Source organism: Allokutzneria albata (assembly GCF_900103775.1).
Classification (GTDB): domain Bacteria; phylum Actinomycetota; class Actinomycetes; order Mycobacteriales; family Pseudonocardiaceae; genus Allokutzneria; species Allokutzneria albata.
Window position 1 is genome coordinate 2,187,908 of record NZ_LT629701.1, and the last position, 15,300, is coordinate 2,203,207.

Consider the following 15,300-nt stretch of genomic DNA (forward strand, 5'->3'; position numbering starts at 1 on the left):
GTTTCCTCAGGAGATGAATGCGAATGTTGATCGCCGTGAACCGGAGAAGCGCTCTGCTGCTGGCCGCCGCACTGATGGCACCGTCGTCGCGAGGGGTGCGGATCGCGTTGCCGCGCCCGACCGGCGTGCATCCGATCGGTACCACCACCGCACACTTGGTCGACCACGCCAGACGGGACCCGTGGCATCCGGAACGTGCCCGTGAGCTGATGGTGACCCTGACCTACCCCGCGCGGCGATCCGGCCACACGGCATGGCTACCACCCTCCGTCGCCGACTACGCGGACACACAGCTCGCGGCCATGGGTGTGGCGCTGAACTCCGTCGACTGGGCCAAGAGCACGCGGTACGCCTGCGATGGCGCGCCGATCAGCGGCCGCTTCCCGGTCGTGCTGTTCTCCCCGGGCTTACAAGCACCGCGCGAGCCGTACTCGGCGCTCACGGACGATCTGGCCAGCCACGGCTACTTCGTGGTTTCGATGTCGCACACCTACGAGGCAGCTGCCGTGGAGTTCCCCGGCGGCCGGGTCGAGCGTGGTGTGGAGATCTCCGGCAGCCCGGAGAGCATGAAGCGGGTCATCGACACCCGTGTCGCGGACACGCGTTTCGTGCTCGACCAGCTCGGGCGCTTCAAGGGCGCCGACCTCAGCCGGATCGGCGCGTTCGGCCACTCCTCCGGCGAGTACACCGCGGGCGAGACGATGGTGTGGGACCGGCGCATCGGCGCGGGGATCAACCTGGACGGCGCGATGTGCTACTCGTCGGGGATCGACGGCACGCCGTACCTGCCAGGCGAGGTCGTCACCCGCGGCCTCGACCGCCCATTCCTGTTGCTGGGCGAGCAAATGCGGCATCCGGACACCGGGGTGAACGGGATGCACGACCACCGCCCAGGCTCCTTCGACCGCACCTGGGTGGACTTCTGGCCGAACCAGCGCGGGTATCGCCGTGACTTCACCCTGCACGCGGGCAGGCATCTCAGCTTCAGCGACCTGCAGGTGCTGCTGCCACAACTGGGCACGCGGTTGTCCCTTGCGGCGCGCGAGGCCGCGATCGGAACCGTCGATCCCACGCGTTCGGTGGCCGCGCAACGCGCTTATGTGGCGGCGTTCTTCGACCTCCACCTGCGTGGCAGGGACACCCGGCTGCTCGACGGCCCGTCCCCGGCGTTCCCGGAGCTGACCTTCGTGCCCTGACGCTGACGGAGATCGACTTGACGACTCCGCGGACACGAGCTTCACTCCGGGTCGAACACCTGTTCGAATCCGAGGGAGGGCGTCGTGGGCTTCACCAATCCGGCCATCCCGTGGCGCGCGCTGGAGCGGCTGCTGTCCGGGCATCCCACCGAGCCCGGCCGGGCCGCCGAGCCACGCCCGCGGCCCCCGGCGCGACGACCGGAAACCGTTGTGCCGTACGCGGAACTGCACTGCCACTCCAGCTACAGCTTCCTCGACGGCGTCTCCGATCCCGAGGACCTGGCCGAGGAGGCGCTGCGCCTGGGCGTCGAGACGCTGGCGATCACCGACCACGACGGCTTCCCCGGAGCCGCGCGGCTGGCCGGGGCGGCCCGCGGGACCGGGCTGCGCACCGTCTACGGCTCCGAGCTGAGCCTCGACCTGCCCGAGGCCGGTCCGGGGGTGCCCGATCCCGGTGGGCGGCACCTGCTGGTTCTGGCGCGCGGGCCGGAGGGGTACCGGCGGCTGGCCGGGGCGGTCACGGCGGCCCACCTCCGCGATGGCGGGAACAATCTGAAAACCCAAGGGGAAAAAGGAAAACCGGCCTACCACCTGGAGGAGCTGGCCGCGTCCGGCCGCGGTGAGTGGCTGGTGCTCACCGGCTGCCGCAAGGGCGCGGTGCGGGCGGCGCTGGCGCAGGAGGGCACCGAGGGGGCGGCGCGGGAGCTGGACCGGCTGATCGCGCTGTTCGGGCGGGACAACGTCGCGGTGGAGCTGATCGACCACTCGCAGCCCGAGGACAGCACCGTCAACGACGCGCTCGCCGACCTGGCCGAGCGGTTCCGGCTGCCGGTGCTGGCCACCAACAACGTGCACTACGCGACGCCGGCGCAGGGCAGGCTGGCGGCCACCGTGGCGGCGATCCGGGCGCGGCTGCCGCTGGAGGAGATGGACGGCTGGCTGCCCGCCGCGCCCGTGGCCTACCTGCGCTCCGGGGCGGAGATGGCCAGGCGGTTCGCGCGTCACCCCGGTGCGGTCGGCACGGCCGCGGCGCTGGGACGGGAGTGCGCCTTCGACCTCAAGCTGGTCGCGCCCGCGCTGCCGCCGTACCCGGTTCCCTTGGGGCACAACGAGGACAGCTACCTCCGCGAACTCGTCCAGCTCGGCGCCGCGACCGCGTACGGGACGTTCAGCGAGGCCCCGCACGCCCATGCGCAGCTGAAGCGGGAGCTGGCCGTGATCTCGGCCAAGGACCTCGCGGGCTACTTCCTGGTGGTGCACCGCGTGGTGGAGTTCTGCCGCCAGGAGAACATCTTCTGCCAGGGCCGGGGCTCCGCGGCCAACTCGGCGGTGTGCTACGCCCTCGGCATCACCAAGGTCGACCCGATCCGGTGGGAGCTGCTGTTCGAACGGTTCCTCTCCACCGCGCGGGACGGTCCGCCCGACATCGACCTGGACATCGAGTCCGACCGGCGCGAGGAGGTCATCCAGTACGTCTACCGCACCTACGGCCGCGAGCACGCCGCCCAGGTGGCCAACGTGATCACCTACCGGGCCCGCTCCGCGGTGCGGGACGTGGCCAAGGCCCTCGGTCACTCCCCCGGCCAGGCCGACGCCTGGAGCAAGAAGGTGGACCGGTTCGCCCCGAGCGCGGGCGAGGCCGACGACGAGATCCCCGACCTGGTCCGGGAGCTGGCCGCCGAGCTCCAGGGACGGCCCCGGCACCTGGGCATCCACTCCGGCGGCATGATCCTCACCGGCACCCCGATCGGTGAGGTCTGCCCGGTGGAGTGGGCCAGGATGCCCGGCCGCACGGTCGTGCAGTGGGACAAGGACGACTGCGCCGCCATGGACCTGGTCAAGTTCGACCTGCTCGGCCTCGGCATGCTCTCCGCGCTGCACTACGCCGTGGACCTGATCGCCGAGCACCACGGCGTCGTGGTCGACCTGGCCCGGCTGGACCTGGCCGACGCCGAGGTCTACGAGATGCTCTGCCGCGCCGACACCATCGGCGTGTTCCAGGTGGAGAGCCGGGCGCAGATGGCCACCCTCCCCCGGCTCAGGCCCAGGAAGTTCCACGACCTGGTGGTGGAGGTGGCGCTGATCCGGCCCGGCCCGATCCAGGGCGGCTCGGTGCACCCCTACCTCCGCCGCCGCCGGGGCGAGGAGCCCGCCGACCCGCTGCACGAGTCCATGCGCGAGGCGCTGCGCAAGACCTACGGCGTGCCGTTGTTCCAGGAACAGCTCATGCAGGTGGCCATCGACGTCGCGGGCTTCACCGCCACCGAGGCCGACGAGCTGCGCCAGGCCATCGGCTCGAAGCGCTCCTACGCCAGGGTCGAGGCGATGCGCGCGCGGTTCCAGGAGGGCGCCCGCGCCCGGCACGGGATCGACAAGGCGCTGGCGAACCGGATCTACGCGCAGATCGTGGCCTTCGCGGGCTACGGGTTCCCGGAGTCGCACTCGATCTCCTTCGCCCACCTGGTCTACGCCAGCGCGTGGATCAAGCACTACTACCCCGCCGCGTTCTGCGCCGCGCTGCTGCGCGCCCAGCCGATGGGCTTCTACTCGCCGCAGTCCCTGGTGGCCGACGCCCGCAGGCACGGGGTGGTGACGCGCCGCCCGGAGATCAACGCGAGCCTGGCGCACGCCACCCTGGAACCCGTCGGCGCCCGCGACCCCGCGCCGGCGGTGCGGCTCGGCCTCGCCTCGGTCCGCACCATCGGCCAGGACCTCGCCGAGGCCATCGTCGCCGAGCGCGCGGCGAACGGGCCGTTCGCCGACATGACCGACCTGGCCGAGCGGGTGCGGCTCAGCACCGCCCAGGTGGAGGCCCTGGCCACCGGGGGCGCGTTCGCCGGCTTCGGCATCGGTCGCAGGGAGGCGCTGTGGGCGGCGGGCGTGGTCGCGGCGCGGCGGCCGTCCCACCTGCCGGGGACGACCGTGGGGACAGCGGCCCCGCAGGCGCTGCCCGGCATGACCGAGTTCGAGGAGACCGTCTCCGACGTGTGGGCGACCGGGATCTCGCCGGGGCGCTACCCGGTGGAGTTCGTCCGCGCCCACCTCGACCGCCTCGGCGCGCTGCCCGCCGCCAAGCTGTCCACAGTGGACAGCGGGACGCGGGTGCTGGTCGGCGGCGCGGTCACCCACCGGCAGCGGCCGCAGACCGCGGGCGGGGTGGTCTTCCTCAACGTGGAGGACGAGACGGGCATGGCCAACGTGGTGTGCACCAAGGGGATCATCGCCCGCTACCGCAAGGCCATGACCGCGCGGGCGCTGCTGGTGCGCGGGGTGGTGCAGCAGGTGGACGGCGCGGTCACCCTCACCGCGGACCGCCTCCAGCCCCTCGCCCTCGCGGGCCTCGGCGAGTCCCGCGACTACCGATGACGCGACGGCAGGGCAACCGAACACTTTCTCACCAACGACTTCAGGTTTCCGGTCAGTTGATGAGGGCGTCCATCCCACACCCGCTTTCCGTGACAGTGACCCTGGGGCTCAACCCTTGTGTCACAGCACGGTGTCACACGAGGAGCTTCACCCGGTTGACGTCACGTTTCCCGGCTGTCGACAACGCCGCATTATCGGACTGGTGGCAGCTCCGGTTCGATCGCTTCAGCGATGACACCGGCATCGGGGCACATGTAGTCCTTCTCAAACGTATTATCGACCGTGCCCAGCAGGTGGACGACCCACCGACTGGTGGCGGTCAGATCGAGCGAGATGCGACAGGCCTTGCTCTCCCCGACAGGTGCCAACATGTTCATCTTCCTGCCGTTGATGTCCAGTTCCCTGAACACTTGTCCCTGCTTGGCCTGCACGGAAGACAGACCACCGTCATAGGCGACCCCGAGGATGACCACATATGCCGGCCTGGTGTCCTGTTGGGATATCGACGGACCGCTGAACTGGCAGGTGCTCAGCTGCGGCTCCTCCTTCTGCCCCTCCTTCGTCAGCTTGAGCTTGCCCTGGACCTTGCTGGCCACCAGGCAGGGATCAATCCTCTCGCCTGGCGTTCCAGGCTGTGTGGAAGGTTTGGTCGAGGATGAGTTGGAGGAGGTGCTGACGGACTGGATCGTGACGCCGCCCAGGGCAGGAATGGCACCGCCCCGAACGAGACTCGTGCACGAGGCCAGCAGGAGGCAGGAGAGCACGCCGACGACCGCGTAGCGCAGGATGGGGGCCGACGTACGCGTGAGGTGACGCGATGAAGGAGAAGTGTCCGGTTGCACGGGCAGACCTTATCTGTTTTGGACGGAAACGAACCCTACGCGAGTGCGGCATCGATCTCACCACCGTAACCCGATGACGGGTGCGGTCCGCTGATCGATGATCATCGTCGGGTGCCGCGAGCCGGCCGGGACGATCAAGCGGGTGCACGAGGACAACTACGGCGTCTACGGGGCTCGCAAGATCTGGGCCGAGCTGCACCGGCAGGGTGTCGACGTGGCCAGGTGCACGGTCGAGCGGCACATGCGCGAGAGCGGGCTGCGTGGCCTGCCGCGCGACAAGTCTCCGCGCACGACACAACCGGCAGCGGAGACCAGCAGGCCGGGTGAACTGGCAAAAGGTGACTTCACGGCCACGCGTGTCAATGAGCTGTGGGTGGCGGGACATCACCCACGTGCGCACTGCCGCCGGCTGGGTCTACGCGGCGTTCGTGCTCGATGTCTTCTCCTGCGTGATCGTGGGCTGGCAGGTCGCCACCAGCCTCTACACGGATCTGGCGCTCAACGCCGCAGCGCGGTCACATCCGTTGGCAGCAAGGGAGATTCCAGCGACAACGAGATGGCTGAGGCATTCAACTCGTTGTAGAAAGCCACATTCGTTCGCCACCGTCGACTGCATCGACTGGTGGTGTTCTAACCGGCCAGGCTTGTCAAGCCGATCACGGTGATCGTGCCGCCGAGCACGGTGACGACGAAGGCCGATATGAGAGGAACCCGAACGGTCATCCAGTGCGGACGGGTGCGGGTGAGGCGGGCGGCAGCGGGGGCGCCGGCGACGAGGACGAGGCCCAGGCCGACGAGCACCGCGGCGAGTCCGATGCTGAACGCCACGATCATGAGGATGCCGAGCGCGGTGCGGTTCAGCCCGATCGCGAGCAGCATGACGCTGAGGGCTTCCGGGCACGGGATCATGCCCGCGGACACACCCATCGTCGCGAGTTCCCTCAGACTGGTGGCCCCGTGCCCATGACCGTGTCCGTGGTGGTGGCCCGGTGATCGGGCGTCGCGCCACCGGGTGAGCAGCAGCCGTGTGCCCAGCCCCAGGACGAGCGCTCCGCTGACGATGGTCAGCACTGGCACGACGAAGCTGGGCAGGATGCGTCCTCCCAGCAGGAGAACCGCGCCGCCCAAGGCCAGAACGGTGGCGGTGTGGGTGAAGGTGATCACGACGCCGAGTGCGATCGCGTGCTTCGGTTGGCTCTGCTCGCCGACGAGGTACGCGGCGAGCAGTGCCTTTCCGTGCCCGGGTGTGAGCGCGTGCAACGCGCCGAGCAGGGTGCAGGCGCCGAGCAGGGCGAGCAACGCCCATGGCGAGGTGAGCGGGCGACGCAGGGCCTCCAGCATGGAGGATCCGCTCGGGGGTGCCGATGGTGGCGCGGTGTCGATCCCACCGCGGGTGGCCGCGCCGGTGTCCGGACGCAGGACGATGCCGATCGTCCGGCCGGAGTCGGCGCGGGTGATGGGGCCGAGGTCGAGCGGCGGAATGCCGGTGAGCACGCTCATCTGGACGGTCGAGGTGGTGCCGGGCTCGTAGTTGTCGGTGAAGGTCACGGTCCCGGCGCCGGCGGGCAGCGGCGCGGTCAGCACCACGGTGATGACGCCGCCGCCCGCGCGGAGCAGTTCCAGCGGCGGGTATCTGCGGTCGGTCAGCGTCAACGTCAGGGGCTTGTCGTCGGCCTTCGCGTGCAGCGCGGAACGAACCGCGGCGGCGTGCGTGTCGACTTCGCCCGCGTCGAGTCGGCCGTCGCCGTTGATGTCGAGCTCGGCGCTGAATCGAGGGGCGACCAGGACACCCGGTGTGAGGTCCAGCTGGATCGTGACGCCGTCGGACGTAGGGGTCAGGTACGCCTGTTGAATGATCTCGTCGCTGGGATGCGCTTGTGCCTGCGCCGCGAGGAGGACGGTCACGAGGACGGCGAGGACTCCTGCGGCTGCCGATCGGGTCGAGGGCCGTGGGGCGGTCACGAGCCGGACTGCGCGCCGTAGTCGCCGCCGGGCTCGCGGTAGATGGAATGGATGTGGGTGACGCCACCCCCGAACCGGCCTTCGCCCTGCTGGTGGGCGAACTCGATGACGAATGTCGGACCCACGACCCGGTAGTAGACGGGATTGCCGATGGTGACCTTGCCGTACCAGGCGAAGGACACCTGGTCCAGGTTCTGCTTCGCCACGGCGAGCTTGGCCGCGGCGCTGGTCGGGTTGAGATGGGTGATCCACTCGTAGATGAGGTCCAGCAGCAGCTTCTTCTGGTTGTCGTTGAGGGAGGACGCCCGGATTCCTTCCGCGGCCAGGGTTTTGCCGTCCTGTCCGAGTCCGAGCACGATCTCCTTGATGGGCGTGGTGAGGACGGCCTGCTTTCGCTGGGCGGCGTCGAGAGCGCCGATCACGGCGAACGCCTTCACGGTTTCTCCGCACAGCGGTTCGGCGGCCGTGCCGGCGAGCTCGTAGGAGGCGGGCTGGGCACCCCAGAAGGACGGCGCGAGCGTCATGGTGCTGCCGTTCAGGGTCATGTTGAGTCCCAGGTGGTGGCCGTCGTACTGGATCGTCCACCTCCCGGTGTCCGCGGGTGTGCCGAGGATGCGGATCCAGTAGTGGTCGGCGCTGAAGCCGGGGTTCCCGGGTTCTGAGGAGGCCAGCACGCCGTCGGCGGTGTTGATCTGCTGGACCTGGGCGTAGCCTTCTGGGCTCAGCGCGGCCTTCAGGATCGCCATCGCGGCGTCCCGCTGCGCCCGGTTCAGCTTGTCCATCCGCAGCCCGGTCCGCTTGACCAGGTTCTCCGGCAGGTTCGACCACTGCGCCAGGTTGGCCTGAGTGCGCTCGATCATCACCGCGGTTCTCTGCTTGTCGTCCAGCATGTTCAGGAACGCTGTGGTTCTCAGGAGAACCGCGGCGGAACCGCCGGATCCGCTTCCCGCATCGCCGGCGGAAGCAGACGGGGAAGCCGGTACCGCTGGGCAGGTGGTAGTGGTCGGGTTGATCGCCCTCCCTGTTGCCGCCGACACGCTGCCGGGTGAGCACGCCGTCGTCACCGTCACCATCAGCGCCAGGAGCATTGTTGGTGCCATTCCTGGAAATGTTCGCCTCACTGTGCCGTTCCCCCTCAGCGTGGTCTACACGCCGTGACACGGAAGCTCGCGTTACCATGCACGGAGTGTTGCGCCCTGTGCACTCACTGTGATCGGGTGCGGCGGTCAGTGTGACATCACCTGTAGAGCGTGTCGAGTACTGCGCTGCGCCTTGCGGCCTAGTTCGATCGAGCATTCCACCACGCGTGTTATTCGGACAGGAGTTCGCCAAACCCGCTGAGCGACAAGGGGGAATCCCGCCGGATCACCATAACCGCAGGTGTCACCGACGCACTGAGTCCACAGTGGACATAGCGCGCCGAACCACCGGAAGCGTCGGTGTGCCAGGTTGCACACAAGCACCGCCACGGGCCATCACGGCAGAGCTGAGCGGATGCGAGCCAAGCGGGTACGCGCAGGACGCGCTCGACCTCCATCGACCAGCCGACGATGTCGTGCACCGACACAAGCCATCGCCGTGAGATTGGTGCCGCACACCGGGCCGGGTGCGCTTCAGCCGCCGGACCTGCCAGTCTGAGCGCGTTCGATTCCATCCTCGTGCCTTGGAGGTCGTGATGCGCGCGGGCGTCGTCGTCACCGCACACCCAGGCGTGGAGGGCCTCGTCGAACAGGCCGAGGAGTTGGGCCTGCACAGCTTCTGGCTCAACGACACCCCGATGGTCCACGGCGACCCCTTCGTCGCCTTGAGCCTGTGCGCGAAGGCCACCCGGCGCATCAAGCTCGGCATCGGCGTGACCTCCCCGGCGCTGCGCTCGGCCCCGGCCGCCGCGAGCGGGTTCGCCAGCCTCAACGCCCTGGCACCAGGCCGGATCATCTGCGGGGTCGGCACCGGGAACACCGCCCGGCGCACCCTGGGCATGCCGCCGACCTCGACGGCCGCACTGGAGAAGTTCACCGCCGCGCTGCAGGACCTGTGCGCCGGACGCTCGACCGAACACCGCGAAGGCGACCGTGCCCGCGACATCCGGTTCCTGCACACCGGGGCGCACGTGAACACCACCGACCCGATCGAGTTCGTCGTGGCCGCGCTCGGACCGAAAGCCGCCGCCGTCGCCGGCCGCCGCGGCACCGGCCTCATCTCCTTCGGCCTGCTGGACCCCATCGCCTGGCACGCACTGCACCAAGCCCGCCGCCACGCCGCCCGAGGCACACCCCACGACCCCGGCTCCCGCACGGACTCCTACGTGGTCACCGCTCTGCACGTCCTCGACGAGGACGAGGACCCCCAGAGCGACGCCGCCCGGGACGCGACAGGCCACCTCGTCCTGTCGCTGCTGGCCTTCGCCGCCGACACAGCCGCCGACACACCTGCCTTCGCCGACCAACTCGGCCCCGAGGAACGCGAAGCGGTGCGGCGACTCCTCGACCGGCGTGGCACCACCGCCACCGCACCGGACCGGCACACCAAGCTCTACCCGAACTATCTCGGACGCATCGCGCCGCGCGACCGGGACTTGGTCCTGCCCTCGCTGATGAACACCCTCGCCCTGGTGGGCACCCGCGACGACCTCCGCACCCGCGTCGCCACCCTGGAACAGGCGGGCATCGACGAACTCCTCATCCAGCCCGTGACAGACCCAGCCGCCGAGATGACCCAGCTCGCCAAACTCCTCACCTGACGCTGGACGTGAAGGCGACCGCACAGGTGGCGCGAACCGGAAGTGCCGCCCGAGCCGCGGCGTCAGGGCTGGGCGCGGCCGAGGTGCTGAGCAGCCACCTCCGCTGATCAGCCGAAGGTGGCGTACAGGTGGTTCAACCCGGTCTGGGCGTCGGCCAGGCGCGGCGGGACGGGCTCGTCGAGCAGCGGGTGACCCGCGGTGCCAAGCCGGTCCGCTCGGTGCGCCTCGGCCGACCAGCCGTGTCCGGCGAGCCACGCGACGGGATCGTCGATCGCGGTCAGCGACCGGCCCATGGAGCGCACCAGCTCCACGACTGGGGCGTTGTCCGGGCACGTGAGGAACTCCGTGTCGAAGGCGTCCCCGATGAACCGGGACCCCGGCGCGGACGCCCCGCTGAGGCCCGCGAGCACCCAGTCGCACATCGGCAGCGGCAGGTGGTGGAGCAGCCCCTCGACGATCCACAGCGTCGGCAGCTCCGCTCGGAACCCGGCGGCGGCGAGCGCGGGGACCCAGTCCTCGGTGAGGTCGGCCTCCACGATCGTGTAGTGGCACCGGGGAGGGAACGCCTCCAGCCTGCGGGACTTCGCCAGGAGCTGCCCGGGCAGGTCGAGCTCGAAGTAGGCCAGCTCCGCGGGCAGGTTCAGCCGGAACGCGCGGGTGTCGGAACCCGCGCCGAGGCTCACCACCTGCCTGCCGCCCTCGGCAACCGCCCGCAGCACCGCCTCGTCACCGAGCCTGCCGCGGATGACGGCGGCGCTCGTGGAGATGCCCATGCCGTGCATGCCCACGATCACGGCCCTGGCCCCCGCGGGCACCAGCAGCGCCGCGAGCGGGTCGCGCATGAACGGTTCCGGCTCCTCGTACTCCATCGCGCGCCGCGCGGCCACCCAGTCAGCGGTCTGCTGGACGGGCATCGGGTCGGGGGTCGTCATCGGTGTGCTCCGGCGGGCTGAATCAACGGTCAGGGCCGGTCATTGTGCACAGTGGAAGGTCATTTCCCACGGTCGCAGTTGAACACCACAGCTGAAGAAAAATCGCGGTACGGAGCGGTGGGAACTGGCATGCTTCGGCCGTGGACGTCACAGCGCAGTGGGTGCGGACGACGTGGACCAAGCAGTCCCGCGGTGGCGAGGAGGCCGCGCGGCGCAACGCCCTGCCCGTGGCGTTCACCCTGCCGGAGACGACCCGGCCCCTGGTGCACACGGTGACCCAACGGGAATGGGATCACGACTTCGAGCCGCAGTTCTCCGTGCTGCACGGCCCGCCCAGCCGCGACGAGGTGCAGTTGCGGGAGGCCGACGGCCTGCTGCGGATCATGTTGCTGCCACGGGGAACGCCCGGCGCGATCCGGCGTCGCCCGCCCGCGGTGCGGCTGCGCCCCGGCGAGTGGGTGCGGTGGCAGATCACCTATCGGCGCGCCTCGTTCTCCGGCACCGGCCCCTGGTACTACAGCCTGGAAACGCTGAACCTCGCGTTCGGGCCGGTGTCCACGAAGGACGTCTTCCTGGGCCTGCCGCCGCTCCACGTCGACGAGCGCGCGCAACTGACCACCTACCGCGACGGCTGAGCCGGAGGGAATCAGCGGTACCCCCGATGCGTTCCACCCCGTATGAGAGCGATCGCGTTGCCCGAGTACGGCGGACCCGACCAGCTGCGGCTCACCGAGCTGCCGGAGCCGAAGGTCGCTCCGGGCGAGGTCCTGATCCGGGTCAGGGCGGCCGGGGTCAACCCGGTGGACTGGAAACTCGCGACCGGAGCGCTGGACGGGCTCATGGAGACGCGGTTCCCACTGGTCCCCGGCTGGGACGTGGCCGGTGTCGTCGAACGGGTCGGCCTGGACGCCGGGGAGTTCTCCGTGGGCGACGAGGTCTACGGGTACGTGCGCAAGGACAAGGTGCACCTCGGCGCCTACGCGGAGTTCGTGTCCGCGCACGTGCAGATGCTCGCGCGCAAGCCCTCGGCGCTGTCCTGGGAGCAGGCGGCCGGGGTGCCGCTGGCCGGGCTGACCGCCCACCAGGCGCTGCGCAGGGTCGACGTGCAGCGGGGCGACACCGTGCTCGTGCACGCGGCAGCGGGCGGCGTGGGCTCGCTGGCCACCCAGATCGCGCTCGCCTGGGGCGCCCGCGTCATCGGCACCGCGAGTGAGCGCAACCACGACTTCCTCCGCGGCCTCGGCGCGGAACCGGTCACCTATGGTGCCGGGCTGGCCGAGCGGGTCCGCGACCTCGCGCCGGACGGGGTCGACGCGGTGCTGGACCTCGTCGGCGGTGACGCGATCGAGGCGTCGCTGCCCCTGCTGAAGAAGGCGGACCGAATCGCGTCCATTGTGGACCCCCAGGTGCTCGCGAGCGGCGGCCACTACGTGTGGGTGCGGCCGGACAGCGCGGGCCTGGCCGAACTGGCCGAGCTCGCCGACGCCGGAAAGCTGACCGTGCACGTGGACCGGGCGCTGCCGCTCGCCGAGGCCGCGCAGGCGTGGCGGCTCAACCAGGAGGGTCGCACGCGCGGCAAGATCGTCCTCACCGTCGACTGAGCTGCCCTCCCGCGTCGTGGCGACTCCTCCGGGTCCTCGTGCGGGTGACGCCGGAACCTCTCGTCCCACCGCGCTGGAGGTCGGTCCGTCGCCCCACGACCTTCGAACTTCTCCCCGATTTGAGGCTTTGCTCCCCCTGTCCCCAGAGCAGCGCGGACAAACCCTCAAAAAGGAGTTCAATGAGAAACTTGAAGCATGGATTCTCGACCGATCGACGCCACGGACCTGCGGCGACACATCCTGGACAGCTTCGAGGGCACCACCACGATGGAGAACGCCGGTGACCTGTTCTTCATCTACGACCCGGACGGCGACATCCCGCCGGAGCGCACCTTCCCGTACGTGACGATCGTGACCGGCGACAACTACGACAGCGTCTCCCGGCTCGACGAACCCGGGGCCTACCGGCTCAACATCGGGCTGACGAAGGCCACCTACACCTCGCTCTTCGGCGCCCCGCCGACGGAACGCGACGAGCACGGCGTGCTGTCCACCGGCTACGACCACGCCGCGCGCGACCAGGTGGTCCCGCATCCGATCTACGCCGGCCAGTACTGGGTGAGCGTGGTGAACCCCACTCAGTCCACTATGGACACGATTCGGCCGATGCTGGCCGAGGCGTACGAGTTCGCCGCCCGCAAGCACAACAACAAGCGGGCGAAGCGCACCGGTTAGCCCAGCGAAGGGCGTCCGCCGGGGTGGCCCGTCGTCCGACCGGCGGCGGTCACCGCGGCGGCGGCGATCTCCGGCAGCGGGGCGCCGCGGTGCAGGCCGACCACGAGCGCGGCGATCAACGCATCCCCTGCGCCCGTGGTGTCCACGACGGGTGTGTCCTCAAGGGGAACAAACAGCTCATTCTCGTTGGTGACGAACACATTTCCCTTACCGGAGACTTCCAGCACCACCAGCTCCGGCCCTCGGCGCAGCACCTCTCGCGCCGCGGCGCACGCGCTGTCGGCGTCGTCGAGCCGCGCACCCGTCAACTGCTCGGCTTCCCGGGCATCCGCGCGGATCACATGCGCCTCTTCGACCAGCTCCGCCCCGTGCGTCCCGGTCGTCGGCGGCGCTCCGTCCAGCACCACGCGCACTCCCGCCGCCCGTGCCAGCCGAGCCGCCGCCAGGCACGCCGCGGCAGGCTGCTGCAACTGCACGAGGACGGTGCCCGCGTCCGCGATCAGCTTCTCCGCGGCGAGCACATCCTCTTCTGCCACAAGGGTTTCCCGCGGAACGTACTCCAGGTAGCGCCACTGGTTGCCCGGTTCGAGCACGTCGACGATCAGCGCGCTGTCCGCGCCGCGCCGTACGACCGCCGACACGTCGATGCCGTCCGCGGTGGCCTGGCGAAGCAAGTCCTCGCCGACGTCGTCCGTGCCGACGGCGCCGACCAAAGCGACCTCGGCACCGAGCTGCGCGAGCGCGACAGCCTGGTTGGCGCCCTTGCCCCCGAGCAGTTCGCGCCGCGAGGTCACCGGCGCCCCGCTGCCCGGCTCCGGCAACTCGTCCAGGGTGAGAACCAGGTCGCGAGCGATCTGGCCGAGCACGACGACGCTGTCCACTGCGCTCCCTCAGTCCGGCGGCTCTTCGGTCGCCTCCTTGTAGTCGTCGACCTGCTGCGGTGTCGGGTCCACCCCGACCGCGTCGGCGAACTCCTCGGGGTCCTCGTAGTCCTCGGCGTGGGGTTCCCGAGGTTCCGATTCGAGAGGGCTGGGTTCGGTCATGCCGACCGGTTACCCCGGCCACCACACCTCACACCACAGCCGCGGCGCGCTCACCCGTGCGTTCCGCGCCGATGCACGCGACGACGACGAAGCCGACACCGGCCAGCGCGGTGAGGCTCGGAACCTGGTGCAGCACAAGGAATCCGGTCACCAGGGCGATCACCGGCTCGAAGCTCATCATGGTGCCGAAGGCCGTCGTGGTCAGCCTGCGCAGCGCGAGCATCTCCAGGCTGAACGGGATCACCGGCAGCAGCAGCGCCAGCCCGAGACCCACCAGCACCAGCTCCCAGGTCAGCAGCCCCACCGACGACGGTCCGCCGAACAGCGTCGCGACCAGTGCGGCCGTCGGCATCGAGATCGCCAGGCCACGCACTCCAGCGACCTCGTCCCCCACCTTCTGCGTGAGCAGGATGTAGGCCGCCCAGCACGCCGCGGCGCCGAGCGCGCACGCGACGCCGACCAGGTCCGCTCCCCCGTGCCACGGCTCGGTGAGCAGCAGCACGCCCACTGCCGCGAGCGCGGGCCACGCCTTGTTCCCGCCGCGTCCCCTGGCGACGGCCACCCCGAGCGGGCCGATGAACTCCAGCGCGCTCGCGGTACCGAGCGGAATGCGCGCGACCGCCGCCATGAACAGCATGGTCATCCCCGCCGTCGCGACGCCGAGCGCGAGGCCCGCCAGCAGCGTCGGCCTGGCGAAACTCGACGGCCGCGGCCGGACCAGGACCAGCAGCAGCACGCCGGCCCACGCCAGCCGCAACCAGGCGGCGCCGTCCGGGCCGATCCGGTCGAACAGGCCCACGGACAACGCCAGTCCCAGCTGCACGCAGAGCATCGCCACGAGCGCCATCGCGGCGCCGGAGCGGGTCGAGGTGGAGGTCATGCGGCCAGTAAACGAAACCGGAACCGTTCGCGTCCACCACGCGAATATGGACGAAATGTCCAT

At 70.2% G+C, this 15,300-nt stretch carries 15 protein-coding genes; 8 read left to right on the forward strand and 7 right to left on the reverse strand.

Annotated features, from left to right (window positions below):
* The first annotated feature begins 17 nt into the window (after positions 1–17).
* Both BLT28_RS09885 and BLT28_RS09890 read left to right on the forward strand, forming a co-directional pair.
* Complete coding sequence (locus tag BLT28_RS09885) at positions 18–1,196, forward strand: alpha/beta hydrolase family protein (RefSeq protein ID WP_030433443.1); 1,179 nt, start codon at positions 18–20, stop codon at positions 1,194–1,196.
* An 84-nt stretch (positions 1,197–1,280) separates the two neighbouring features.
* The gene (locus BLT28_RS09890) at positions 1,281–4,562 is read left to right on the forward strand and encodes an error-prone DNA polymerase (protein ID WP_030433444.1); all 3,282 of its coding nucleotides are present in this window, start codon (positions 1,281–1,283) and stop codon (positions 4,560–4,562) included.
* Positions 4,563–4,753: 191 nt separating this feature from the next.
* On the opposite strand, the gene BLT28_RS40860 is transcribed toward BLT28_RS09890, so the two are convergent.
* Positions 4,754–5,158, reverse strand: coding sequence for a hypothetical protein (locus BLT28_RS40860; RefSeq protein ID WP_030433445.1), 405 nt, complete (start codon positions 5,156–5,158; stop codon positions 4,754–4,756).
* A 343-nt stretch (positions 5,159–5,501) separates the two neighbouring features.
* On the opposite strand from BLT28_RS40860, the gene BLT28_RS09900 reads away from it, so the two are divergent.
* A complete protein-coding gene (locus BLT28_RS09900; protein WP_081900823.1) occupies positions 5,502–5,987 on the forward strand; it encodes an IS3 family transposase in 486 nt (161 codons plus the stop codon).
* 47 nt (positions 5,988–6,034) lie between these two features.
* On the opposite strand, the gene BLT28_RS09905 is transcribed toward BLT28_RS09900, so the two are convergent.
* Together BLT28_RS09905 and BLT28_RS09910 are read right to left on the reverse strand one after the other, a co-directional pair.
* Positions 6,035–7,309 (reverse strand): HoxN/HupN/NixA family nickel/cobalt transporter, encoded by a 1,275-nt coding sequence (locus BLT28_RS09905; protein ID WP_052408191.1) that lies wholly within the window; start codon positions 7,307–7,309, stop codon positions 6,035–6,037.
* A 53-nt stretch (positions 7,310–7,362) separates the two neighbouring features.
* On the reverse strand, positions 7,363–8,226 hold the full coding sequence (locus tag BLT28_RS09910; protein WP_407638799.1) for a DUF3500 domain-containing protein: 864 nt from the start codon (positions 8,224–8,226) through the stop codon (positions 7,363–7,365).
* Here BLT28_RS09910 and BLT28_RS41785 point away from each other — a divergent pair.
* A complete protein-coding gene (locus BLT28_RS41785; protein ID WP_231950943.1) occupies positions 8,213–8,524 on the forward strand; it encodes a hypothetical protein in 312 nt (103 codons plus the stop codon). The two genes, BLT28_RS09910 and BLT28_RS41785, sit on opposite strands and share 14 nt — an antisense overlap.
* Before the next feature lie 514 nt (positions 8,525–9,038).
* Positions 9,039–10,106 (forward strand): LLM class flavin-dependent oxidoreductase, encoded by a 1,068-nt coding sequence (locus BLT28_RS09915; RefSeq protein WP_231950841.1) that lies wholly within the window; start codon positions 9,039–9,041, stop codon positions 10,104–10,106.
* A gap of 107 nt (positions 10,107–10,213) precedes the next feature.
* Here BLT28_RS09915 and BLT28_RS09920 read toward each other — a convergent pair whose 3' ends face one another.
* Positions 10,214–11,038: an SAM-dependent methyltransferase gene (locus tag BLT28_RS09920; protein ID WP_052408192.1), complete on the reverse strand. Its 825-nt coding sequence runs from the start codon at positions 11,036–11,038 to the stop codon at positions 10,214–10,216.
* Positions 11,039–11,178: 140 nt separating this feature from the next.
* Between BLT28_RS09920 and BLT28_RS09925 the strand changes: the two genes are divergently transcribed.
* From BLT28_RS09925 to BLT28_RS09935, 3 genes are all read left to right on the forward strand, one after another.
* Positions 11,179–11,673, forward strand: a complete 495-nt coding sequence (locus tag BLT28_RS09925) for a hypothetical protein (protein WP_030433450.1) — start codon at positions 11,179–11,181, stop codon at positions 11,671–11,673.
* Positions 11,674–11,715: 42 nt separating this feature from the next.
* Positions 11,716–12,639: an NADP-dependent oxidoreductase gene (locus tag BLT28_RS09930; RefSeq protein WP_030433451.1), complete on the forward strand. Its 924-nt coding sequence runs from the start codon at positions 11,716–11,718 to the stop codon at positions 12,637–12,639.
* A 195-nt stretch (positions 12,640–12,834) separates the two neighbouring features.
* On the forward strand, positions 12,835–13,314 hold the full coding sequence (locus tag BLT28_RS09935; protein ID WP_231950709.1) for a DUF6194 family protein: 480 nt from the start codon (positions 12,835–12,837) through the stop codon (positions 13,312–13,314).
* Here the strand turns inward: BLT28_RS09935 and BLT28_RS09940 are convergent.
* The 3 genes from BLT28_RS09940 to BLT28_RS09945 are packed head-to-tail and all read right to left on the reverse strand — an operon-like array spanning position 13,311 to position 15,237.
* Positions 13,311–14,195: a PfkB family carbohydrate kinase gene (locus BLT28_RS09940; RefSeq protein ID WP_030433453.1), complete on the reverse strand. Its 885-nt coding sequence runs from the start codon at positions 14,193–14,195 to the stop codon at positions 13,311–13,313. The two genes, BLT28_RS09935 and BLT28_RS09940, sit on opposite strands and share 4 nt — an antisense overlap.
* Positions 14,196–14,204: 9 nt before the next feature.
* A complete protein-coding gene (locus BLT28_RS40865) occupies positions 14,205–14,357 on the reverse strand; it encodes a hypothetical protein (protein ID WP_169748593.1) in 153 nt (50 codons plus the stop codon).
* Between the two features lie 28 nt (positions 14,358–14,385).
* Positions 14,386–15,237, reverse strand: a complete 852-nt coding sequence (locus BLT28_RS09945) for an EamA family transporter (protein ID WP_043814134.1) — start codon at positions 15,235–15,237, stop codon at positions 14,386–14,388.
* Positions 15,238–15,300 lie beyond the last annotated feature (63 nt).